General features: G+C 64.1%; 23 protein-coding genes. 10 read left to right on the forward strand and 13 right to left on the reverse strand.

Annotation, left to right across the window (positions count from 1 at the left end; all coding sequences use genetic code 11):
• Nucleotides 1-280: 280 nt before the first annotated feature.
• Nucleotides 281-2,095: a DUF882 domain-containing protein gene (locus EN808_RS02375; RefSeq protein WP_245464298.1), complete on the forward strand. Its 1,815-nt coding sequence runs from the start codon at nt 281-283 to the stop codon at nt 2,093-2,095.
• A gap of 556 nt (nt 2,096-2,651) precedes the next feature.
• Here EN808_RS02375 and EN808_RS02385 read toward each other — a convergent pair.
• Entirely contained in the window at nt 2,652-3,290 is a 639-nt protein-coding gene (locus tag EN808_RS02385; protein WP_127276952.1) for a 2-dehydro-3-deoxy-phosphogluconate aldolase, read from the reverse strand.
• A 202-nt stretch (nt 3,291-3,492) separates the two neighbouring features.
• Here EN808_RS02385 and EN808_RS02390 point away from each other — a divergent pair, with 202 nt between their 5' ends.
• The 3 genes from EN808_RS02390 (at nt 3,493) to EN808_RS02400 (ending at nt 6,339) form a co-directional block, all read left to right on the forward strand.
• Complete coding sequence (locus EN808_RS02390) at nt 3,493-4,425, forward strand: rhodanese-related sulfurtransferase (protein ID WP_135915039.1); 933 nt, start codon at nt 3,493-3,495, stop codon at nt 4,423-4,425.
• Between the two features lie 114 nt (nt 4,426-4,539).
• The gene (locus EN808_RS02395) at nt 4,540-5,280 is read left to right on the forward strand and encodes a tellurite resistance TerB family protein (protein ID WP_127869901.1); all 741 of its coding nucleotides are present in this window, start codon (nt 4,540-4,542) and stop codon (nt 5,278-5,280) included.
• A gap of 303 nt (nt 5,281-5,583) precedes the next feature.
• The gene (locus EN808_RS02400) at nt 5,584-6,339 is read left to right on the forward strand and encodes an SDR family oxidoreductase (RefSeq protein WP_127275848.1); all 756 of its coding nucleotides are present in this window, start codon (nt 5,584-5,586) and stop codon (nt 6,337-6,339) included.
• Nucleotides 6,340-6,372: 33 nt separating this feature from the next.
• Here the strand turns inward: EN808_RS02400 and EN808_RS02405 are convergent, their stop codons facing one another.
• Nucleotides 6,373-6,747, reverse strand: a complete 375-nt coding sequence (locus EN808_RS02405) for a YciI family protein (protein ID WP_135881315.1) — start codon at nt 6,745-6,747, stop codon at nt 6,373-6,375.
• A gap of 151 nt (nt 6,748-6,898) precedes the next feature.
• Complete coding sequence (locus EN808_RS02410) at nt 6,899-8,083, reverse strand: pyridoxal phosphate-dependent aminotransferase (protein ID WP_135915040.1); 1,185 nt, start codon at nt 8,081-8,083, stop codon at nt 6,899-6,901.
• Between the two features lie 82 nt (nt 8,084-8,165).
• Here EN808_RS02410 and EN808_RS02415 point away from each other — a divergent pair, with 82 nt between their 5' ends.
• From EN808_RS02415 to denD, 4 genes are all read left to right on the forward strand, one after another.
• Complete coding sequence (locus tag EN808_RS02415; protein ID WP_127275851.1) at nt 8,166-8,852, forward strand: GNAT family protein; 687 nt, start codon at nt 8,166-8,168, stop codon at nt 8,850-8,852.
• 14 nt (nt 8,853-8,866) lie between these two features.
• Nucleotides 8,867-9,856: a cation diffusion facilitator family transporter gene (locus EN808_RS02420; protein WP_135915041.1), complete on the forward strand. Its 990-nt coding sequence runs from the start codon at nt 8,867-8,869 to the stop codon at nt 9,854-9,856.
• 89 nt (nt 9,857-9,945) lie between these two features.
• On the forward strand, nt 9,946-10,158 hold the full coding sequence (locus tag EN808_RS02425) for a hypothetical protein (protein ID WP_127869897.1): 213 nt from the start codon (nt 9,946-9,948) through the stop codon (nt 10,156-10,158).
• Between the two features lie 12 nt (nt 10,159-10,170).
• Entirely contained in the window at nt 10,171-11,148 is a 978-nt protein-coding gene (gene denD, locus EN808_RS02430; RefSeq protein ID WP_127275853.1) for a D-erythronate dehydrogenase, read from the forward strand.
• Nucleotides 11,149-11,183: 35 nt separating this feature from the next.
• On the opposite strand, the gene EN808_RS02435 is transcribed toward denD, so the two are convergent.
• The 4 genes from EN808_RS02435 to EN808_RS02450 all read right to left on the reverse strand — a co-directional run bounded on the left by EN808_RS02435 (nt 11,184) and on the right by EN808_RS02450 (nt 15,450).
• Complete coding sequence (locus tag EN808_RS02435; protein WP_135915042.1) at nt 11,184-12,404, reverse strand: nickel/cobalt transporter; 1,221 nt, start codon at nt 12,402-12,404, stop codon at nt 11,184-11,186.
• Nucleotides 12,401-13,069 carry a DUF1007 family protein gene (locus EN808_RS02440; RefSeq protein ID WP_127275855.1) on the reverse strand — a complete coding sequence of 223 codons (669 nt, stop codon included), beginning with the start codon at nt 13,067-13,069 and terminating at the stop codon, nt 12,401-12,403. The genes EN808_RS02435 and EN808_RS02440 overlap by 4 nt, the downstream gene beginning before the upstream one ends.
• Before the next feature lie 180 nt (nt 13,070-13,249).
• Entirely contained in the window at nt 13,250-14,149 is a 900-nt protein-coding gene (locus EN808_RS02445) for a LysR family transcriptional regulator (RefSeq protein WP_127275856.1), read from the reverse strand.
• A gap of 104 nt (nt 14,150-14,253) precedes the next feature.
• Nucleotides 14,254-15,450 carry an amidase gene (locus tag EN808_RS02450; protein WP_135915043.1) on the reverse strand — a complete coding sequence of 399 codons (1,197 nt, stop codon included), beginning with the start codon at nt 15,448-15,450 and terminating at the stop codon, nt 14,254-14,256.
• 542 nt (nt 15,451-15,992) lie between these two features.
• On the opposite strand from EN808_RS02450, the gene odc2 reads away from it, so the two are divergent.
• Both odc2 and EN808_RS02460 read left to right on the forward strand, forming a co-directional pair.
• The gene (odc2, locus tag EN808_RS02455; RefSeq protein ID WP_127275858.1) at nt 15,993-17,126 is read left to right on the forward strand and encodes an ornithine/lysine decarboxylase; all 1,134 of its coding nucleotides are present in this window, start codon (nt 15,993-15,995) and stop codon (nt 17,124-17,126) included.
• Nucleotides 17,127-17,224: 98 nt separating this feature from the next.
• Nucleotides 17,225-17,800, forward strand: a complete 576-nt coding sequence (locus EN808_RS02460; protein WP_135881308.1) for an N-acetyltransferase — start codon at nt 17,225-17,227, stop codon at nt 17,798-17,800.
• 81 nt (nt 17,801-17,881) lie between these two features.
• On the opposite strand, the gene EN808_RS02465 is transcribed toward EN808_RS02460, so the two are convergent.
• The 6 genes from EN808_RS02465 to EN808_RS02490 all read right to left on the reverse strand — a co-directional run bounded on the left by EN808_RS02465 (nt 17,882) and on the right by EN808_RS02490 (nt 21,428).
• Entirely contained in the window at nt 17,882-18,166 is a 285-nt protein-coding gene (locus EN808_RS02465) for an SCP2 sterol-binding domain-containing protein (RefSeq protein WP_027144782.1), read from the reverse strand.
• Nucleotides 18,167-18,357: 191 nt separating this feature from the next.
• Nucleotides 18,358-18,879 (reverse strand): hypothetical protein, encoded by a 522-nt coding sequence (locus EN808_RS02470; RefSeq protein ID WP_127869893.1) that lies wholly within the window; start codon nt 18,877-18,879, stop codon nt 18,358-18,360.
• Between the two features lie 29 nt (nt 18,880-18,908).
• A complete protein-coding gene (locus EN808_RS02475) occupies nt 18,909-19,334 on the reverse strand; it encodes a hypothetical protein (RefSeq protein ID WP_127869892.1) in 426 nt (141 codons plus the stop codon).
• 13 nt (nt 19,335-19,347) lie between these two features.
• Entirely contained in the window at nt 19,348-19,920 is a 573-nt protein-coding gene (locus EN808_RS02480) for a rod-binding protein (RefSeq protein WP_189521835.1), read from the reverse strand.
• 168 nt (nt 19,921-20,088) lie between these two features.
• On the reverse strand, nt 20,089-20,907 hold the full coding sequence (locus tag EN808_RS02485) for an NmrA family NAD(P)-binding protein (RefSeq protein ID WP_245525018.1): 819 nt from the start codon (nt 20,905-20,907) through the stop codon (nt 20,089-20,091).
• A gap of 98 nt (nt 20,908-21,005) precedes the next feature.
• Nucleotides 21,006-21,428 (reverse strand): DoxX family protein, encoded by a 423-nt coding sequence (locus EN808_RS02490; RefSeq protein WP_135915044.1) that lies wholly within the window; start codon nt 21,426-21,428, stop codon nt 21,006-21,008.
• Between the last annotated feature and the right edge of the window lie 21 nt (nt 21,429-21,449).

Here is a 21,449-nt window from a genome sequence, read left to right on the forward strand (position 1 = left end):
GTGTTCGGCCAAAGCCGGAATCCTGATCTAAACCAGCGGTTTACCAAGAAACCGTGCGGACAATTTTTGACGGGATATCGCCACGGTGTTACCGCATTTTGGCTTCAATAAGCGATGATTAACCATTAGGATCGATATTCGGATGTGAAAACGACACGTCCGTTTGGGCAAATCCGGGGACAAACGGCAGCCTGCAAGGCCTTTTGATTTGAACAGAATCGAACGACTCACAAACGGGCGGCACTATCATTTGAGCGTCTGGCCGAGATGGTTGGCGGCGGTGATTGTCGCATTTGGTTTTGTTGCCGCGGCCGCCACGGGCGCCCAGGCCGAAGTTCGTTCGCTGAAGCTCTACCACCTCCACACGCACGAGAAGGCCGAGATCGTCTACAAGCGCAATGGCCGCTACGTTCCCGAGGGCCTGAGGAAGATCAACATCATCCTGCGCGATTGGCGCCGCAACGAGCCGACCAAGATGGACCCGCGTCTGCTGGATCTGGTCTGGGAGGCGTATCGCGAAAGCGGCGCCACCGACTATATCCAGGTCGTCTGCGGCTACCGTTCGCCGTCGACCAATTCGATGCTGCGCAGCCGCAGCCGTGGTGTCGCCGAGAAGAGCCAGCATATGCTCGGCAAGGCGATGGATTTCTATATTCCCGGCGTGCCGCTGAAGAAGCTGCGCAACATCGGCCTCAAGATGCAGGGCGGCGGCGTCGGCTATTACCCGACCTCCGGGTCGCCATTCGTCCACATGGATGTCGGCAATGTGCGCCACTGGCCCGGCATCAGCCGCCAGGAACTGGTCAGCCTGTTCCCCAATGGCAAGACGCTGCATGTGCCGAGCGACGGCCGGCCGCTGCCCGGCTATGAACAGGCGCTCGCCTCCTACAAGTCGCGCAAGGGTTCCGGCACACCGAATATCGAAATGGCCAGCGCTGGCGGCAGCGGCAAGAAATCCGGCGGATTCCTCGCGGCCTTCTTCGGCGGCGGTGGCGCCGACGAGGCCGACGACAGTGCCGACGTGGAGACCGCCTCGGCCGCGCCTGCGCCCAAGGCTGGAAATCTGAAGCCGGCCGCGACCGCCAAGAGCAGCGACCTGCCCGGTATCGCCATCGTCGCCCCCGAGAATGCCCAGCGCGCCGAGATTCCGCAGGTTGCCGACGAGCAGGCTCCGGAACCGGAGAAGAACACGCCGGAGACGATTATCGCGGCGCTGCCGGCCAAGGAAATCCCGCTGCCCGATTTCGCGCCGCGGCCGAAGGCCGATGTGGGCGCACAGCCACCTGAGAATGTTCCCTTCGCCATGGCGGACGCCACGGCCACCACCGAACAGGCAGTGGCGACCGCGCAGGCACCGGCGAACATGCCTTTCGGCAAGTCCGATCCGGCAGCGATCGCGGAAGCCGCGGCTGCCGATCCAGCGCAGGTTGCCCTCAACAACATCCCACTGCCGACATGGCGCCCCGAGCGCTCGCTGCCGGCCGATCTCGCACCGCCGCCCAGCAAGGATGTGCTGATGGCGCTGGCCGAAACGGCTGACCAGGGCAAGACCGCGACGGACGCCTTCTCCGTGGTGCCGACAGCGCGTCCCGAGCCGACCAAGCCGGATGCCGTCAAGGCCGTGCTCGACGAGGCCAACGCCCAGGTCGGCACCGCCGACGAATATCAGGTGGCCTCGTTGTCCGAAGAACCGCGTTCGGCGTTCAACGATCCGTCTGGTGTCGATGCGGCGTCGCCGCGCCAGGCTGTTGCCGCCCGACCTGCCGGTTCCGACCCGGCCGCCGCGATCGGCGCCGGCGTGAAGACGACCCGCAAGGAAGCCAGGGCCACCGCCCGCGATCAGAAGCCTGGCCCCAGGGCCGTGGTTGTGGCCGCGGCGCCGCAGGCCGCCCGCTGGGCGCTGACCAGCGGCGAGAACGTCGCCACCGTTTCGAGCGCGACGACCGCGCCGGGCTACGCCTACAGCATCGTGCATACGCCGCCGAGCGAGGTCTATACGGCCGGCTTCCAGCCGAGCAACCAGATGGCCGACGCCAGCCGCTTTACCGGCAATGCCGTCAAGTTCATGTCGGTCGCGCGCTTCCAGACGAAGTAGCGAACAGGCCACAATATTGCCGAAGCCGCGCCGGGCAACCCGCGCGGCTTTTTGCTAGGCACGACACGCGCGGCGCCTTGATCCTGCAGGATCGGCTGAACTTCTCGTGAAGCCGGAACAGCCCAGCCGTTTCCGGGTTGAGGTGGGTCCGTTCCAACCTGGGGATCTTCATGAAAAAAATTCTACTGGCGTCAGTTCTGGCACTGGCGGCGGCATTGGCCGCGCTCGCTCCGTCACAGGCGGAGACAGTTGTCGTCAGGCCGACAATCATATGCACATGAAGAAGCACTGCCGGACCAGGATGGTGACGCACTGGCGGCATCATCGCAAGGTGACCGAGACGGTCAAGGTCTGCAACTAACCGCGTCTAGAGCGGCCCTGAGTTTGATAGAATCTCTGACCCGCTCTAACTTTTTGTTTTTACGCAATTCCCAAGGGGAAGCGCTACGCGCTTCTCCCGGGAAAACGGCTACGCACTTTTCCTGGAATTGCTCCAGCCAGTCAAAGAGCCCGGTCGACGCGAGTCATCCGGGTTTTTTCGTGCCGTCCGGAAAGGCTATTTCGCGAGTTTGCTGGCAGCGCGTGCGAGAGCTTCGATCTCGTCCCACTTGCCGGCCTTGACCATGTCGTCGGGCGCCACCCACGAACCGCCGACGCAGATGACATTGGACAGGCTGAGATAGTCGGCCGCGTTCTTGCCGGTGATGCCGCCGGTCGGGCAGAATTTGACGTCGGCCAGCGGCGAGGCAAAAGCCTTGAGCGAAGCGATGCCGCCGGACTGTTCGGCCGGGAAGAATTTCAGGAAGCGCAGGCCAGCTTCGCGCGCCGCCATGATCTCGCCCGGCGTGATGGCGCCGGGCAGCAACGGAACCTGGCTGTCGGCGGCGGCCGCCAGAAGCTCGCGGGTGATGCCTGGGCTGACGATGAAGCGCGAACCGGCACCGGCCGCCTCGTCGAACTGCTTGCTGTCCAGAATGGTGCCGGCGCCGACTATGGCTTCCTCGACCTCGCCCGCCACGCGACGGATCGCTTCGAGCGCATCCGCGGTCCTGAGCGTGATCTCGATCGCCGGCAAGCCGCCACGCGCCAGAGCACGGGCCAGCGGCACCGCATCCGCCACATTGGCGATCTTCAACACCGGAATGACCGGCTGGCCATTGAGGAGCGACAGGAGTTTCTCGGTCTTGCTGGGCATCTGTCTTTCCTTGTCGAGGGCCGCATCGAGGCGAATTTCAACCGATTAGCAGACGGGTATTGCCCTGTCCACGGAACCGGTCGCGGCGCGATGTCACGCGTTGCCGCCGAGCTTAGAGGTTCTTTCCCGACAAGGCCATGACAGGCGGCCCGAACCCGTTTCACCTTGAATCGGCTTCCGCGAGCGTCTAGTTGCTCTGGCAATGACAACACTGCCCGCGCCATCCCAGCCAGTCCGCGTCGCCGCGCTCTACCGCTTTGCCCGGCTCGACGCTTTCGAGGCGTTGCGCGCGCCGCTTGCGGCCTTCTGCTGCGGACGCGGCATCAAGGGCACGCTGCTCCTGGCGCATGAGGGCATCAACGGTACCGTCGCCGGCAGCGATGAAGCGATCGCCGCGCTGATCGAGCACATCGAAACGATCGACGGCCTGTCGGGCCTCGAGGTCAAGTACAGCAGCGCCGCGGCCATGCCGTTCCACCGCATGAAGGTGCGGCTGAAGCGCGAGATCGTCACCATGGGTGTCGAGACCATCGACCCGGCGACAAGCGCGGGCACCTATGTGGAGCCGGGCGACTGGAATGCGCTGATCTCGCAGCCCGACACAATCGTCATCGATACGCGCAACGCCTATGAAGTCTCGATCGGCACCTTCAAGGGCGCCGTCGATCCGGCGACGGCGAGCTTCCGCGAATTTCCGGCTTGGGTGGAAGCGCACCGGGCGGATCTCGAAGGCCGCAAGGTGGCGATGTTTTGCACCGGCGGCATACGCTGCGAAAAGGCGACCGCCTATGTGAAGTCGCTCGGTTTCGAGGACGTGTTCCACCTCAAGGGCGGCATCCTCAAATATCTCGAACAGGTGCCGGCGGAGCAGAGCCTGTGGCAGGGCGAATGCTTCGTCTTCGACGAGCGGGTTTCGGTGTCGCATGGCCTCTCGGAGGGCGGTGCGGAATTGTGCCGCGCGTGCCGCCATCCGCTGACGGAGAGCGACCTGATGTCGCCGAAACATGCCGCCGGGGTTTCGTGCCCGCACTGCTTCGATGCCCGCTCGGATGAAGACCGCAAGCGTTACGCGGAGCGCCAGCGGCAGGTCGAGCTCGCGCAAGCCCGGGGCAGGGGACCGCACATCGGATCCTGATGAGGGGCCGGGCCGGGCAAAGCGGCCACCTGTCATTGCAATGTCAAGCTTCGGGACCTACGTCTTCGGCGTTCGAAACCCGCCCGTTCGGCCGGGCAAATCCTGGAGGCATTGATGTTCGATCCCAAGAAGCTTCTCGACGATCTGCTCGGCTCGCAGGTTCCCGGCACCAGCGGCACCGTCCGCGACAAGGCCGGGCAAGCCGTGCAGATGGCCAAGGACAATCCGCTGGCCGCCGGTGCGCTGGCCGCCGTGCTGCTTGGAACGGGTGCCGGCCGGCAGGTGACGGGTGCCGCAGTGAAGCTCGGTGGCCTGGCCGCCATCGGTGGCCTCGCCTACAAGGCCTATCAGAACTACAAGGCCGGCAACGCACCGGAGCAGGCGCCCGCCGCCAGCGAGCCGGAATTGCTGCCGCCCCCCAAGGACACCGCCTTCCACCCGTCGCAGGCGCCGCAAGGCGAGGATGAGTTCACACTGACCCTGGTGCGGGCGATGATCTCGGCGGCCAAGGCCGACGGCCATGTCGACGACGAGGAGCGCCAGAAGATCGCCGGCAAGCTCAGCCTCGCCGGCATCGGCACCGATGCGGAAAAATTCCTGATGGCGGAGCTGGAGCGCCCGCTCGACCTCGACGCGCTGGTGGCGGGCGCCCACACCGACGCGCAGAAGCTCGAGCTCTATACCGCGTCGCGCCTCACCATCGATCCCGACACGCGCGCCGAGCGCGGTTATCTCGACCTGCTCGCCGGCCGGCTTGGCCTGCCGGACGCGCTGGTCGACCATGTCGAGGCGACGGTTTCGGCGGCCAAGGTGCCGGCGGCAAAGGCTGGGACCTCGCCCAACCCGCGCTGGTAGGCCAAAACGGACAGGCGGGGCCTTTCCGGCGTTAACTTTTCGTTAACTCAGGAAGCGCATGATTTTACACAGTCGGATCGGCTTTCCTCCTCCCAAGCCCGGTTCAGATCGGGGCGGTCGCCAATGACCGCCCTTTTTGTCGGCCCTTGCCGGGATTTCTCCGAAAAACAGGTCGTACCTTTCGAGCGCGTCGCCCGGTGGCCGCGCTTGCCATCGCCGCCGTCATTTGCGATGCCTTCCTGTCTTGAGCCAAAACACTGACAATCAGACAGGCACGCGCGGCGCTGCCGGAGGACATCTGCCATGACCGAGCAAAAAACCGCCATCGTCACCGGCGCTGGCACCGGGATCGGCAAGAGCGTCGCCACGGCATTGCTCAAGGCTGGCTGGAACACGGTGTTCTGCGGGCGCCGCAAGCCGGTGCTGGATGCCGCGATCGCCGAGATCGGCCCGACCGAGGCCAAGGCATTGGCGGTTGCCTGCGACATCAGCAAGGCCGGTGAAGTCGACGATCTGTTCGAGACGGTGGTGGAGGCTTTCGGCCGTGTCGACCTGCTCTTCAACAATGCCGGCATGGGATACAAGTCGACACCGATCGACGAGATCCCGGTCGAGGTGTGGAACGATATTGTCGGCGTCAATCTCACCGGTTCGTTCCTGTGCGCGCGCGCCGCCTTCGGCGCCATGCGCAAGCAGAAGCCGATGGGCGGCCGCATCATCAACAACGGCTCGGTATCGGCCTATGCGCCCCGTCCGGGCTCCGTGCCCTATACGGCGACCAAGCATGCGATTACGGGGTTGACCAAGACGCTGGCGTTGGATGGCCGCCCCTATGACATCGCCTGCGGCCAGATCGACATCGGCAATGCGCTGACCGACATGGCACAGCCGATGACCGTCGGCGTGCCGCAGGCCAATGGCTCGATATCAGCCGAAGCGGTGATGGATGTCCAGCGCGTCGCCGATGCGGTGGTGCACATGGCCAGCCTGCCGCTCGACGCCAACGTGCTGTTCATGACTGTGATGGCGACCAAGATGCCATTCGTTGGGCGTGGGTGAACGACGGGCACCGGCATGGCTTTCGCCGCCGGCTCATTTGCCCGCCAACGGCACGCCGGGCTTGAAGAGTAGAATCGGCCTGATCTCGTAGACGGCGGTGGGATTGACACTGCGAAGGTCACGGGCGATCGCGATGGCCGCGTCCCTCGTGGCGCAGTCGACGACATAGAGGCCGAGCAACTGTTCCTTGGTCTCGGCGAAAGGGCCGTCGATGATCACGCCGTCGCCCGGGCCGCGCAAGGTGCAGGCATCCTGTGTCGCCCCCAAACGCGCGGACGGTCCAAGGGTGCCCTCGTCACGAAGCCGGGTGTTGATCTTCAGCAACTCAGCCATCAGTGCCGCATCCTCTTGCGGCGTCAGCGCCTTGATCGCATCTTCCACGTGATAGGCAAGGATTGCATAGAACATTGAGGGGCACCTCGGTTGGATCTTGATCCCAAAACCGTAGCTGTTCTCGGCATTTGCGCCCAGCCTTGACCACGCGTCTCCCGACGGCTCATGACACCGCCATGGCGGCCAGCCGCAAATAATCCGGAAGGGCAGCGGGCCGCTTTGAAGCTCACTTGGCGAGGAACGCCCCGATCCGCTCCAGCGCGCGCAGGATGTTCTCCTCGGAGTTGGCGTAGGACAGCCTGATATAGCCTTCGCCCAGAATGCCGAAATCGGGGCCGCCGATCAGCGCCACACCGGCCTCGTCGAGCAGGGCCGAGGCGAGCTTCTTGGCCTTCCAGCCGGTCTTCGAGACGTTGGGGAAGGCATAGAAGGCGCCCTTGGGCGTGATGCAGGAGATGTTTGGCAAGGCATTCAGGCCTTCGACCACTATCTTCCGGCGGTTGTCGAAGGCGCGCATCATCTTGTCGACATCGTCCTGCGGACCGTCAATGGCCGCGATGCCGGCGAACTGGCTCGGCGCGTTGACGCAGGACCAGCAGTTGACCGCCAGCTTGCGCACCTTGTCGTAGAGATGGGCGCCCTTGTCGCCGTTCGGCCAGATCGACCAGCCCATGCGCCAGCCGGTCATCGCCCAGGTCTTCGACCAGCCGTTGAGCACGATCAGCCTGTCGCGGATCTCGGGAAAGCCGAGCAACGAACAATGCGTCTCGCCGTCATAGGTCATGACGTCGTAGATCTCGTCGGAGAGGATCGCGACATCGGGGTGCTTCTCCAGCCCCTTTACCAGTTTTTCGATCTCGGCCCGGGGCGTGACGCCACCGGTCGGATTGGCCGGCGAGTTGAGGATCAACAGCCTGGTCTTCGAGGTGATCAGCGCCAGCGTCTCTTGCGCCGAGAAGGCGAAGCCGTTCTCCTCGCGCATCGGCACGGGAATGGGGGTCGCACCGGTGAATTCGATCATCGAGCGGTAGATGGGAAAGCCGGGGTCGGGATAGAGGATCTCGGCGCCCGGTTCGCCAAACATCAGGATGGCGGCGAACATGGTCGGCTTGCCGCCGGGCATGATCATCACCGCCTCGGGCGAGACCTCGACGCCGGTGGTGGTCAGCGTGCGGCGCACCACCGCCTCGCGCGTTGCCAAGAGGCCGTTGGCCGGCGTGTAGCCATGGTGACCGTCACGCAGTGCCTTGATCGCCGCCTCGACGATGTGCTGCGGCGTCTTGAAATCTGGCTGGCCGATGCCGAGGTTGACGATGTCGCGGCCCTGTTGGGCAAGTGCCGTTGCTCGCGCCAGCACCGCGAATGCATTTTCCTCGCCGAGACGGTCGAAGGCCGAAATCGTGTGGAGCATTTTTCCCGTCCCTGTGGTTCTTACACTGCGGCAGCGTTTTTGTGAGCGTCCGCTCGCAAAAGTCAACGGATTGGAGATTCTGGTGACGGAAAATCTTGAAAACTGGCAGCCACGTCCTCGGCCCGAGCGCAAGGTGCTGGAGGGACGGACCGTCAGGCTCGAGCCGCTGAACGCCGCGAAGCACGGCGACGGTCTCTACGAAGCCTCGTCCGTATCCGACGTCGGTGGCCGCTTTGCCTGGTTGCCCGACTATCCGCCGGAAACCCGCGCTGCCTTCCAGCCATGGCTGGATAAGGTGGAGGCGAGCGAGGATCCGCTGTTCTTCGCCGTCATCGACAAGGCCAGCGGCAAGATCGCGGGACGCCAGACGCTGATGCGCATCGATCCGACCTATGGCGTCATCGAGATCGGCAATATCTATTGGGGACCGCTCATCTCGCGCAAGCCGGCGGCGACGGAAGCCCAGTTCCTGTTCATGAAATACATCTTCGACGAACTCGGCTATCGCCGTTACGAATGGAAGTGCAACAACCGCAACGAGCCGTCGAAGCGCGCGGCGGAACGGTTCGGCTTCAAGTTCGAGGGCATTTTTCGCCAGCATCTCATCGTCAAGGGTGAAAACCGCGACACCGCGTGGTATTCGGTCATCGACAAGGAATGGCCGGCTCTGCGCAAGGCTTATGAAGCTTGGCTCGATCCGGCCAATTTCGATGGCGACGGCCAGCAGAAGAGGCGGCTCGAGGATTTTCGCGCGGAATTCGGCGCCTAACGGGAGTTTGCCATTTGTCGCATACCCACGATCACGGCGGGCAGGATCACGGCGGGCATGACCATGGCGCCGGCCATGTGCATGGCTCGACCGACAAGAAGCGCGTCCTGATCGCGGCCTGCCTTACCGCCGGCTTCATGGTCGCCGAGGCGCTCGGCGGTCTGTTTACGGGGTCACTGGCGCTGCTGGCCGATGCCGGCCACATGCTCGCCGACGCCATCGCGCTCGGCCTGGCCTGGTATGCCTTTCATCTGGCAAGCCGCCCGGCGACCGGCCAGCTCACCTACGGTTTCGGCCGGGTCAAGACGCTGGTGGCCTACACCAACGGCATCGCCATCTTCGTCATCGCGCTGTGGATCGTCTACGAGGCTTGGGATCGCCTGCAGACACCGGCGCCGGTGCTGGGTGGACCGATGCTGGTGGTGGCGATCCTTGGCCTGTTGGTCAACATAGGCTCCTTCCTGGTGCTGCATGGCGGCGATCGAGACAACCTCAACATGCGCGGCGCCATCCTGCATGTGCTTGGCGATCTGCTCGGCTCGGCAGCCGCGATCGTGGCGGCACTGGTCATCCTGGCGACCGGCTGGACGCCGATCGACCCGATCCTGTCCGTGCTGGTCTCGCTGCTGATCCTGTCCACCGCCTGGTCGCTGATGCGTGCCGCCGCTCACGTCCTGCTCGAAGGCGTACCGCCACGCCTCGACCGCGACCTGATCGCCGGGGACATCCAGGCAACGGTCCAGGGCGTGCGCGAAGTGCACCATATGCATATCTGGTCGATCGACGGGACAAGCAGCATGGCGACGCTGCATGCGTGCCTCAACGAGGGCGTCGATGCGCATCAGGCCGTCAGCGCCATCAAGAAGCGGCTTGCCAGCGAACACGGCATCAGCCATGCCACCGTGGAACCGGAATTCGGCCAGTGCGCCGACGATGGTGACGACCACGATCATGAGCATGAGCATCAGCACGATGCGGCTGCGCATCACGGCCACTATCACTAGGTCCGACCGATGACCATCGATCGGACCTGCCTCAGGAGTTCTCCAGCTTTGAAACTCAGCCCGATCAACGACCGCCGCTCCGGTGCGGCATGATGGACCGTGACACGCGCAATGCGGCCATCGCGGCGGTCTGGATCATGCTTGTGTTCGGCATTGCAGCCTTCTACCTGCCGACCATGATGTTGGCACTCGGCAGTTTTTCGACCGTGCTGGCGGGTATCTTCGGCACCGTCTTCGTGCTGGCGTTTTTCTTGGTGTTCTGGCTGCGCGCGCGCACCCAGCGTAATAACCGGGACAAGTAAGGGATATCGGACATGCGCATTCTGATCACTGGCGCCGCAGGCATGGTCGGCCGCAAGCTCATCGCCCGGCTGGCCAAGGACGGCACGCTGCGGGGCAAGAAGATCACCGCGCTCGATCTGCACGACATCGTGCCACCGCAGGCGCCGGCCATGGACGGCGTCAGCGTCGCACTGCACACGGGTGACCTAGCCGAAGCAGGCGCCGCCGAGAGCCTTGTCGCATCACGTCCCGATGTCGTCTTTCATCTCGCCGGCGTCGTGTCGGGTGAGGCGGAAGCGAATTTCGACCTCGGCTACCGCGTCAACCTCGACGGCACGCGCGCGCTGTTCGACGCCATCCGCCTGGGCGGATTCGCGCCGCGCGTCGTCTTCACCTCGTCGATCGCGGTGTTCGGCGCGCCGTTCCCGGATGTCATACCGGACGACTTCCATCCGACGCCGCTGACCTCCTACGGCACTCAGAAGCAGATGAGCGAAGCGCTGCTCGCCGACTATTCCAGGCGCGGTTTCTTCGACGGGATCGGCATAAGGCTGCCGACGATCTGCGTGCGGCCGGGCAAGCCGAACAAGGCGGCCTCCGGCTTCTTCTCCGGTATCATCCGCGAGCCGCTGAGCGGGCAGGAGGCGATCCTGCCGGTGCCGCGCTCGGTCGTGCATACCCATGCCAGCCCGCGCTCGGCGGTGAATTTCCTGATCCATGCGGCTGGCATCGACGGTGCCGCCGTCGGGCCGCGCCGCAACCTGACGATGCCGGGCGTCGCCGTCAGCGTTGGCGAGCAAATCGAGGCGCTGGAACGCATCGCCGGATCGAAGACGGCAAAGCTGATCCGCGAGGTGCCCGACGAGACGATCTGGACGATCGTCAAGGGCTGGCCGACCCGGTTCGAGGCGCGGCGGTCACGCGAGCTTGGCTTCAGCGCCGAGAAGAGTTTCGACGAGATCATCCGCGCCCATATCGAGGATGAGCTGGGCGGCAAGATACCCAATTAGAGGTCCGCAGCCACCCGTTCGATCGTGGTGGAGGCCTAGACGCCGCCTGTCAGGCTCGCCGACAGCAGCAGCAGTCCAAACAGGAACACGAAGGCCGCGCCGCCGATCTCGACGATCGAGTGGATGCGGTTGCCCATGCGGCCGTCGCCGGCGAAATAGACCGCCCAGTTCTTAGCGGTCACGGCCATCGTCGCCAGCGCCGAGACGGTGATGGCGGTGCCGATCGACATCGCCAGCACCGACAGCAAGCCGCCGAGCCAGAGCCCGTTGAGCAGCGCGAAGCTCAGCACGATCAGCGCGCCCGAGCAGGGGCGGATGCCGACGGCGGCCACCGCCGTCCAGGCGGTGCGCCAGTCGAAGCGGTCGCCCGACAGCAGCGCCGGATCGGGCGCATGCGAGTGGCCGCAGGTTTCGCAGACCTCGCTCGCCCCATGATCGTGATGCGCATGATCATGGTGCGCGTGGTCGTGATGATGGTCATGGTCGCCATGGTCGTGATGATCGTGCGCATGGCCATGGGCATGCTCGTGATCATCATGCGCGTGCGAATGCGCGGCGTGGCTGTGGACGGCATGCGCGTGGCCGGCATGCGAATGGGAATGGGCGCCATGCGAATGACCCGCATGCGAATGGCCCGCGTGCGAATGACCCGCGTGCGCCGCGGACAGGCTGTAGGCCGGGCCTCGCCCGAACAGGCGCAGGACCGAAGGTCCGAGCTTGCGCCATAGCAGCCACGCACCGAACAGGGTGACGAAGACAAAGCTCATGATCTCCATGAACCAGGCGGCGTCGGTCATCGAGACGGCGGTGCCGCGCAGGACGAAATAGGCGACCGCCATCACCGCGACCGCGGTCAGGCCCTGCAACAGCGCCGAGACGAAGGACAAAAGGATGCCGCGCCGCAGCGCCACTTCATTGGCCACCATATAGGACGAGATGACAGCCTTGCCGTGACCGGGGCCGGCGGCGTGGAAAATGCCATAGGCGAAGGACAGGCCGATGAGCACCCAGAGCTTGCTATTGTCCTGGCGCATCGCCTTCATGGCCGTCGCCAGCGCGCGATAGAATTCCTGCTGCCTGAGGTTGATCCACATCAGGATGTGGGCGAACGGACCGGTGCTGGGCGCCATGCCATCATTGACGCCGATGCCGAGCGAACTCTGGGCGTGCGCGGCATTGGCGAAATGCATCGTGGCAAAAGCGATGGCCAACAGGCCGAATGCCAAACGCAGGGACGGTTTCGTCACCGGGTTCATCCTTCTGGCTGACAGGTCAGTTCAAGCTTGGTGGCGAAGATCTTGCTCATGTCGGTGCCTGTCGGATCGTTGAAGAAGGCATCCGTCAGGGTCTTCTGGTTTTCCTTGATCGCTTCGTCCGGATCAGGACGGACCACCTTGCTGGCACAGTTCGAGGGCAGGCCCTCGACCGTGATGTTGGAATCCTCGGTGAAGTCGATCGCGGTGTAGAACGTCGGATCATAGACGCCGATGTCGATCTTGCCGGTCAGCTTGATCGGCGCCTTCGGCTCGGACTCGAACAGGATGATCAACTGGTCGTTGTCGAAATTGGCCATCAGGTGGGGCGGCGGCGTCATCGCCACGTCCTTGCCGTCCTGCGTGACGAGCTGGAAGTAATTGAACTCGGCCAGCGAGGCGTGGACCGTGTCGGCGACCTCCTTCAGCTCCTTGTCGTCAAGCTTCAGGTCGGAATTCTTGTCGAACTCCATCATCACCGTACTCGAAAACAGATCGTCGAAGCGCCAGAGATGGCGCAGCGCTTTCACACTTTGGTGATCGGGGGCCAGGATCACGTCGAGGCGTGCCTCGGCGAAGACGTGCGGATGCACCTCGGCCGGTCCCGTCGCGGCGAAAGTCGCCGCCAAGGCCGAAGCCAGCGTGATTGCGTGCCGTTTCAAATACATTCGCGGTCGCGATTCCCTTGGCTTTCGGAAAGAGTTGCCGAAGGTTACCAGAAAGGGGGCGAAATTGGGACTGTCGGCGCATGTCACCCAAAAGTGCGCGGCGGTTCAGGGACAACGGCACGCACGCAACGAGAACTCAAAGCGCATCGCGGCGCGACGCGCCTCGAGGCCTGAGGCAGGTCAGGCGCTCTCACGCGTCCTGAACCACTGCACCAGGAAGTCGACGAAAACGCGCACCTTCGCCGGCAGATAGCGGCGATGCGGGTAGACGGCGAAGATGCCGCCGCCCGATAGGATGCGGTCGTCGAGCACCGCCACCAATTGGCCGCTCTTGAGGTCAGGCGCGGCGATGAAATCCGGCAGGATGCAAAATCCAAGACCCGACAGGGCCGCGGCGCGCGCCGCCATCGGGCTGTTGACCTCGATCGGGCCCGACACGGCAATGCTCACCGGGTCGCCATTGTCGCCCTTGAACGGCCAGTTGTTCAGTCCGCGGCCATTGGTGTCGACGATGCAGGGCATGTGGCTGAGATCCTGCGGCCGTGTCGGCATGCCATGCTTGGCGATCAGTTCGGGAGAACCGCAGAGCTTGATCGAGAACGGCGCCAGGCGCCTTGCGATCAGCGACGAATTCTCCAGCCGCGAGATGCGCACCGCGAGGTCGAAGCCTTCCTCGACGAGATCGACGAAGCGGTCGTCGAGCTGGATGTCGAGCACGATGTCGGGATACTGCTTGGCAAAGTCGATCAGCGACTGGCCGATCGGCGCGTCGGCGAAGGTGCGCGGCGCCGACAGCTTGATGCGGCCGCGCACATCGCCGGAGGACTCGCGCACGGCGTCGGCCAGGCTGTCGACTTCGCGCACGATCTCGGAGGCGCGACGGTAGTAGGTGTGGCCGGCCTCGGTCATCGAGAACTGGCGCGTCGTGCGGTTCAGCAGCAGCGCGCCGAGTTCGTCCTCCAGCTCGCGCACATATTTCGACAGCAGCGCCTTGGAGCGGCCGATCTTGCGCGCCGCCGCCGAAAAGCCCTCGGCCTCGACGACGTCGATGAAGGCGCGCATGCGGGTCAGTGTGTCCATTATTCAGGCCCTTTGTGCTGCGTCCAAAGCGCGTCGCGTCGAAATGAATTCACGCGACGCGCTTTGAGTGTTGTTTGATGCATCTCGTCGTCGCAAAACCGAGGTCACTTTTGCGCGACATGCATTAGAAGTTTTCGACCGAGCCGTATCAGGGCAATGTCGCTGCCGGAAGGGCCAAGCAGCGAAAGTCCAAACGGTGCGCCGGCAACCGAGCCGATCGGCAAGGTGATTTGGGGAAAGCCGGAGAGCCCGGCCAGGCACAGAAGGTGCAAGGCGCGCTCGCGATAGGCCTGGAACTGCTCGGGTGTGCTGTCGACATAAGGCGCCGGACCCGGCACCGTCGGCAGAATAAGGAAACCGTCCTTTCCGAGCAGGGCGCTCAATTCACCGCGAAAAGTCAGCCGGCGCACTTTTTCGGCCTGTGCCGTCCGATCGTCGACGGCACGGCCGAAGCCGAACCGCTCCTCGACCCCAGGCCCAAGGTCGCGCTCGCCGCTGGTGATCCATTCGCCATGCACCGTCCAGGCCTCCCTGGCCTGCAGCCGGCGAAAGCACCAGTAGAGTTCATCCGGAGAAGAACTGAAGCGCGACATCGGCGTCGCCGGCGTACCGAACACCGCGCTCGCCAGCGCCTTCATTCCTGCAAATTCGGCGAGCGCCGGCCGGGCGATCATTTCGTCCAGCCAGCCGAGCGTCAGCGGCCGATCCAGGGAATGTTGATGCGGATCGCGGCCAAGCAGCAGCTTGCCGACGGTCTCGTAGGTTTCGATGTCGTCGGCGAACCAGCCGAACGTGTCGAAACTCGGCGCCAACTGCATGGTGCCGTCGAGGGAAATGCGGCCATGCGTGGTGCGGAGGCCAATCAGCCCGCAGAAACTCGCCGGCGCGCGGATCGAACCACCTGTGTCGGACCCCGTTGCGATGTCGGCCAGCCCGCCCGCCACCGCCGCGGCCGACCCCGAAGACGAACCGCCGGTGACGCGGTCGAGAGCCGCCGGGTTCACCGGAAACGGAAAATGCGCGTTCTGGCCGAACAGAGCGAAGGCGAGTTCGTCGGTCTGGGTCTTGCCGACGAAACGCGCGCCCGCGTCGAGAATCATCTGCACGGCGCCTGCCGTGCGCGAAGCGGCGTGGCCTCCGGCGAATTTCTGCAAATTGCCGCAACCGGTGCGGTAGCCAGCGACGTCGTAAATGTCCTTGACCGCCAGCCGCAGCCCGGCCAGCGGCCCAAGCTCGGCATGCGCCACCGGCATCTGGCGGAGATCGAGAAAGGCGTTGAAGGGGCCGTGTGTGCCTGTCATCGTTCGATATCCGGATACGGTTGCGCCAACATTGTTCGATGCCAGAAATTTTACAACCTGGGATACGATTTTTATTGATTGTGAAATACTTCGCTCTTATATCGCGCTTGCCCAAAGTCGCACGTGCCTGTGGGTGTCCGCCGATCCTCGAATGGTGAGGGAAATCGGTAAGGTAACTGGAGCCAACCCCTCCAGTCGGTTTAGCGGCCAACCGCCAGACCGAGGACACCTTGAAGCAACGACGGTGCGGGCCTTTCTGGTTCTCTGCCGGTTGTCCAAAGACCGGGGTTACTGAAGAGGCACACCTTCATTGCCGGCAGTGCGGAACGGGGTTCTCCCAATCCAAGCCAAGGCAGACAAAGCGAACCGAAGCCGGGCAAGGCCAAGGTTCATCGCCGCGAGACGGCGTTTCATGGTTCCGGGGTCTCCACCGGCTGGTTCCATGGATTTTCCGTCCCGCCTTTGTTTGACCGCGTGTTCGCGAGGCCGACAGCCCGCGCCCGCACCCTTGTGCGCGCCGAAAGGCGCGATGGAGAAACCCGATGGCCACCCAGCGCATTCTCGACTTCCTCGCCACCCGACGTCCGTCCGGCCCCTGCCTCGTCGTCGACCTCGATGTCGTGCGCGACAATTTCCGCGCCTTCGAGAAGGCGCTGCCCGATTCCAAGATCTACTATGCGGTGAAAGCAAACCCGGCGCCGGAAATCCTGCGCCTGCTTGCTGCGATGGGCTCGTCCTTCGACACCGCTTCCGTTGCCGAAGTCGAGATGGCGATGGACGCCGGTGCGCCGGCGGACCGCATCTCCTTCGGCAACACCATCAAGAAGGAGCGTGACATCGCACGCGCCTACCAGCTCGGCATCAAGCTGTTCGCGGTCGATTGCGTCGAGGAGGTCGAGAAGATCGCCCGCGTCGCTCCCGGCGCACGCGTCTTCTGCCGCGTTTTGACCGATGGCGAAGGCGCCGAATGGCCGCTGTCGCGCAAGTTCGGCTGCGTGCCGGCCATGGCCGTCGATGTGCTGCGCCATGCCAAGGGCCTCGGCCTCGACGCCTATGGCGTGTCGTTCCATGTCGGCTCGCAGCAGACCGACCTGACCGCATGGGACCGTGCGCTGGCCGACGCCAAGAAGGTGTTCGCGACGCTCGCCGAGGAAGGCATCGTGCTCAAGATGGTCAATATGGGCGGCGGCTTCCCGACCCGCTATTTGCGTGACGTGCCGGCGGCGCAGGCCTATGGCCAGGCGATCTTCTCGGCGCTGCGCAAGCATTTCGGCAACGCCATTCCCGAGACGATCATCGAGCCGGGCCGCGGCATGGTCGGCAATGCCGGCGTCATCAAGTCGGAAGTCGTGCTGATCTCGAAGAAGGCCGACAACGACAATGTACGCTGGGTGTTCCTCGACATTGGCAAGTTCGGCGGCCTAGCCGAGACGATGGACGAGGCGATCCGCTACCCGATCGTCACCGCGCATGACGGCACCGAGACCGCGCCTTGCGTGCTCGCCGGCCCGACCTGCGATTCGGCCGACGTGATGTACGAGAAGACGCCGTATCCGCTGCCTTTGTCGCTGACCATCGGCGACGAGGTGCTGATCGAAGGCACCGGCGCCTACACGACCACCTATTCGGCGGTCGCCTTCAACGGCTTCGAGCCTCTCCGATCCTACGTGATCTGACGGTTCGAAAGAACCGATCAGATCATCCCAGGTGGGCGCCCGTCGCCCGCTTGGGCTCGCCTGTGGAACAGATCTCCGCTCGTGAAGGGATCGCGGAAATGGAAATGTCAGTTGAAATCGTAGCTCATGCGCCGGCCTTCGCCGTGGTCGCCGAAACCGTTGCCGACGTGGCGGCGCGCGAAGCCTTGCTCGATCGCGCCATGGGGCCGAAGCGCAAGACCAAATCGTCGGAAAAGCTGCGGCGTGGCCGTCGGCCCTCGGAGGGTCTTGCCTTCGTCGCGCGCGATGCCTCGGGCGGCGTGGCCGGCACGGTGCGGCTATGGGATGTCACCTTGGGCGAGGGCGGTTCGTCGGCGCTGCTGCTTGGCCCGCTCGCCGTCGACCCCTCGCTCAAGAGTGCCGGCATCGGTTCGGCGCTGATGCGGCATGCCATCGCGGAAGCCGCGCGCCTCGGCCATGCGGCGATCCTGCTGGTCGGCGACGAGCCCTACTATGGTCGCTTCGGCTTTTCGGCCGCCAGGACCGGTGCGCTCGCCATGCCGGGACCTTATGAGCGGCACCGCCTGCTGGCGCTGGAACTGGTGGAGGGCGCGCTCGATGGCGCCGAGGGTACGCTGAAGGCGTCCGGCCGCAAGCTCAAGGCACAGGCGCCGATCCTGGCGCTTGAGGCTTAAGCGCGACTGCCCTTCAAAACAAACGCCGCCTGAAAAGGCGGCGTTTTGTCATCTCAAAGCCGCTCTGGCGGCCACGTCCGTTCAGCCGATCAACTGGCTCAGCGCCATGGCGACGGTCATGTCGCCTTCGACCTTTATCTTGCCGGTCATGAAGGCCATGGTCGGATTCAGGTCTCCCGCGATCAGCGAATCCAGATCGTCGAGCGAGAGCTTGATGGTGCAGTCGGCGGGGGCGTCCGTGGTCGAGACGGTTGCGCCGTCGATGACGATGACGCCGTCGCTGCCGGTGTCGAATTTCACGGAACGATCGAACCCGCTGCTGGCCACGCGCGACTTGATCTTCTCGGCAATCTCCTGAACGCTCACGCTGTTCTCCTGTCTGGTTGCATTCTGTCGCGCAGGGCATTTCGGTCCGGCCGAAGCCCATGCCTCTGAGGCGATTACAATCGCTGCCGCATATAGCTTTGGATTGACGTTTACGTCAACGCAAATTGCGGGCATCGGCCCCGGCGCCGACTGCTATCGGGACCGCTGGCGCCGGCCCGACGGCCGATGGCTCAATGCGCGCTGACCGGCTTAGGCGTCTCGGTCGCGGGGGTGCTGGCATCCTGCCGCCGGCGCAGCCAGTTGTCGCGGATCTCGTCCTTGCTCAGGAAATTGACCTGATCGATCAGGACCTCATGCACCAGGGTTGCGCCGACACGTGTGTTGATCGTGTCGCGGATGGCGGCGCGAAAGGCATCGAGGTCGACCGTCGCCTTCTTGGTGAAGTCGATCTGGGGATGGGCGTAGAGATAACTGTAGACCTCGTCTGTAATCAGCGCCTCGGCCGGGATCGACAGCTTCTTTATCTGCTCGGGCTCGACGGTGTAGACGAGCTTGGCCAGGAAGTAGCCATCGATCTTTGAATCGTGGATCAGCGGCACCGAAATGACGTCGGTCTTGACGTAGTCCAGCCCGCCCAGCATCGGCTTGGGTTTCTCGCCGACGCCGCGTTCGCCGGCGGCCTGGAACGAATAGAACACCGCGCCGAGCGTGGCGGCGCAGATCCAGACCGCTATGGCGATGACCTTGATCATTTTGAATCCGAGCCCGGCATCGCCGCGCTCTACCCTTTCAGCCTGCCGAATTCGCCGGCGGAGTAGGTGCCGTCGGTTTCGGCGCGCTGGATGGCGCTGCGCAGCAGGCCGGCGACCTCGTTGACGGCGCTCAGATGGGCCAGGATGGCGGCCTCGTTCTTCGCCAGCTTCTGGCGCAGCCGGGTCAGGCCCTCGCGATGCTGCTCGAGGAATTCGGCCTCGCTACCGCCCTTCATGGCGCGGGTGAGCTCGTAGAGATAACGGCTCTTGCGGGCGTTCGACGCCTTGAGGTCATAGCTTGTATCGCTGCGGATGCCGGCGGTCTCTTCCTCGACCACTTCCTCGATGCGGCCGATGATGGCGGCAAGGTTTCCAGGCCGAGCGAACGGGGCCGGTGTGTCCGGCGCGGTCGCTCGTGCTGGCAGGTTGGCGGTGAATTCGGAAGAGTCGGCCATGGTGTTTCCCAGTCTAGATCTTGATGTCTGTTTTTATGGTTGTCTCGTCGCCGGTCATCGACCTGGCGGCCTTGCGCTGCAATTCCTGGACGAGCGAGGTGGACAGACGGGTTTGCTGGTCGATCTCGGTCTTTTCCGGTCCATTCGAGACCGGGCCGATCGGCACCTTGCGCTTGCCGTCCATGTAGTGGTCGGCGAGCAGCGACTTGGCGATGCCGATGCCGCCGCGATCGGCCATGACGTCGGCGACGCGCTCGGCGAGCTGTGATTTCCACATGTCGCCGGCGAGACCCGTGCCGTAGACGCCCTCGGTGTCCTTGGGCAGCATGTTCTGGATGAAGGTCTGCAAGACCATCGCCTCGAACTTCTTGAACTTCTTGGCAGGATCGGCCGTGGCGGCGGCCTTGTCGGCCGTCGCGCGTGACAGGATCGAGCCGGCATCGACAGAAGCCGCGGTGTCGACCGAAAACGTGGCAGCGACGCCGCCGGCGCGCTTGGTCAGCGCGGCGCGGGCAGCCTCGATATCCATCGGATCGGCAGCTCGGGCGACATCCATCACGATGTCGCTGGGTGGAGAAATCGCCAAGAAAGTCCGCCTTTTGCCGGGTTTCCTTAGCCAGGACCATGCCTCAACAAGCTTGTGGCAGGCTTGCGGAGGTTGGAGGTGGAACGCAGGGATGGGTGGAAGTCTGCCGCGTCCGATTCTCCTCGCAGAAGCGGGCAGCCTCCGTCTCATGCCTGATCCGTCCCGGACTTACACGTTTGGGGCCTTCTGTGCAGCCTCGAATACATCGCGTGCGGACGTCGTGCCCGCCACGTGCTCCGTACCCTCGACTCCGAGGTCCATCCCTCCGGCGTTGACGGCCTCATACATCGCTTCGGCCGGGCCAGACTGGCCCTTTGGAATGCCGAACTGTTCGAACGTCGCCGGCCACCCGGCCCTCGGGACAGCAAAGGCTTTAACGTCGAGCTTCATGACTTCACCCAATTGCGCGGCGACTTCATCCGCGCTCACCATCGAACCGAGTTCGATGACCCGATGCCCCGACCATGCCGGCCCGCCCAGAAGCGTTGCGACCTCGGCGCCGATGTCGTCGGTCGCGACCATGGTCGATTGCCGATTGGTTGGGTTGTAGAAGACCGGCAACGCGCCGCCCTGGGCGACTTGCAAGCCATAAAGGAAGTTTTCGAAAAACCCGCCGGCTCGCACATATGCGATCGGCAATTTCAGGTTGCCAAAGCCCTGCTCCAGAAGCGACAGGTCCGTGATCAGCCCCATCCCGCTGGTTCTGTCCGCGCCCATCGACGAAAGCGCCACGATCCGCGGCGCCGGCGCTTTGGCGAGCGCCTTGACATAGTTCGCGATGATGCCCTTGGCTTCGTTGAAATCCGGCGTGGGGGCCCAGATGGGAGGCAACATGACAAACGCGCCTTCGACGCTTGCGAGTGCCCGCTCGATCGCCGCCGCATTGTTCCAGTCGCCGTCGACCAGTTCGACGCCCTGGTCTGTCCAGCTAGCCGCCTTCGCGCGGTCGCGGACCAGCGCGCGTACTTTCTTGCCTTGCGCCAGCAAATGCCTTGCCGTCGCGCCGCCAACTTTTCCCGTAATTCCCATTACTAAAAACATGGGTTTTCTCCTGATCTTGAGGCACAGAACCCTGTTCCGCGGGTTCAAAGGATGAGCGGCAGAATGGCCCGGATACGGGGATCGCGCAGATAGAGGCCGCCCCATGTCATCGCACCCAGAAGCAGGGAAATGACTTCCGGCGGCGACCCCAACTCACCAATGCGGACATGGGCGCAGATGGCGCCGCCCAGAAAGCCCGTCACCAGGATCGCGCCGAGGACGGCGGTGGCCGGGATGGCGTAAAGGATGGCGCAGGCGAGTATGATAGGGCCCACGACACGGGTCAGCTCCATCGCGAACCCGGTTTCCTGCAATATGCTCGCGATCCGTGCCGGCGCGAAAAGCTGAACAGTGCCGTCAGCCACCAGAGCAATCACGACAAACGCGCTCATTATCCGGCCGGCCCACACGGCGCGCTGCAAGGTGATGGTTTCAGGCGCCTGATGAAGGTTCATTGTTTCGGGCACCTGTCATTCTCCGATTGGAAT

Origin of the sequence: Mesorhizobium sp. M8A.F.Ca.ET.165.01.1.1 (assembly GCF_004792065.1) — a bacterium.
Taxonomy (GTDB): Bacteria; Pseudomonadota; Alphaproteobacteria; order Rhizobiales; family Rhizobiaceae; genus Mesorhizobium.

Excerpts from the sequence above, each read along its gene's own strand:
- odc2 (WP_127275858.1), top strand. The coding sequence starts at position 15,993 with ATGGCCACCCAGCGCATTCTCGACTTCCTCGCCACCCGACGTCCGTCC.
- EN808_RS02450 (WP_135915043.1), bottom strand. The coding sequence starts at position 15,450 with ATGACAGGCACACACGGCCCCTTCAACGCCTTTCTCGATCTCCGCCAG.
- EN808_RS02390 (WP_135915039.1), top strand. The coding sequence starts at position 3,493 with ATGACAACACTGCCCGCGCCATCCCAGCCAGTCCGCGTCGCCGCGCTC.
- EN808_RS02405 (WP_135881315.1), bottom strand. The coding sequence starts at position 6,747 with ATGTTCTATGCAATCCTTGCCTATCACGTGGAAGATGCGATCAAGGCG.
- EN808_RS02445 (WP_127275856.1), bottom strand. The coding sequence starts at position 14,149 with ATGGACACACTGACCCGCATGCGCGCCTTCATCGACGTCGTCGAGGCC.
- EN808_RS02410 (WP_135915040.1), bottom strand. The coding sequence starts at position 8,083 with ATGCTCCACACGATTTCGGCCTTCGACCGTCTCGGCGAGGAAAATGCA.
- EN808_RS02475 (WP_127869892.1), bottom strand. The coding sequence starts at position 19,334 with ATGGCCGACTCTTCCGAATTCACCGCCAACCTGCCAGCACGAGCGACC.
- EN808_RS02435 (WP_135915042.1), bottom strand. The coding sequence starts at position 12,404 with ATGAACCCGGTGACGAAACCGTCCCTGCGTTTGGCATTCGGCCTGTTG.
- EN808_RS02425 (WP_127869897.1), top strand. The coding sequence starts at position 9,946 with ATGATGGACCGTGACACGCGCAATGCGGCCATCGCGGCGGTCTGGATC.
- EN808_RS02460 (WP_135881308.1), top strand. The coding sequence starts at position 17,225 with ATGGAAATGTCAGTTGAAATCGTAGCTCATGCGCCGGCCTTCGCCGTG.
- denD (WP_127275853.1), top strand. The coding sequence starts at position 10,171 with ATGCGCATTCTGATCACTGGCGCCGCAGGCATGGTCGGCCGCAAGCTC.
- EN808_RS02400 (WP_127275848.1), top strand. The coding sequence starts at position 5,584 with ATGACCGAGCAAAAAACCGCCATCGTCACCGGCGCTGGCACCGGGATC.
- EN808_RS02395 (WP_127869901.1), top strand. The coding sequence starts at position 4,540 with ATGTTCGATCCCAAGAAGCTTCTCGACGATCTGCTCGGCTCGCAGGTT.
- EN808_RS02385 (WP_127276952.1), bottom strand. The coding sequence starts at position 3,290 with ATGCCCAGCAAGACCGAGAAACTCCTGTCGCTCCTCAATGGCCAGCCG.
- EN808_RS02440 (WP_127275855.1), bottom strand. The coding sequence starts at position 13,069 with ATGTATTTGAAACGGCACGCAATCACGCTGGCTTCGGCCTTGGCGGCG.
- EN808_RS02470 (WP_127869893.1), bottom strand. The coding sequence starts at position 18,879 with ATGATCAAGGTCATCGCCATAGCGGTCTGGATCTGCGCCGCCACGCTC.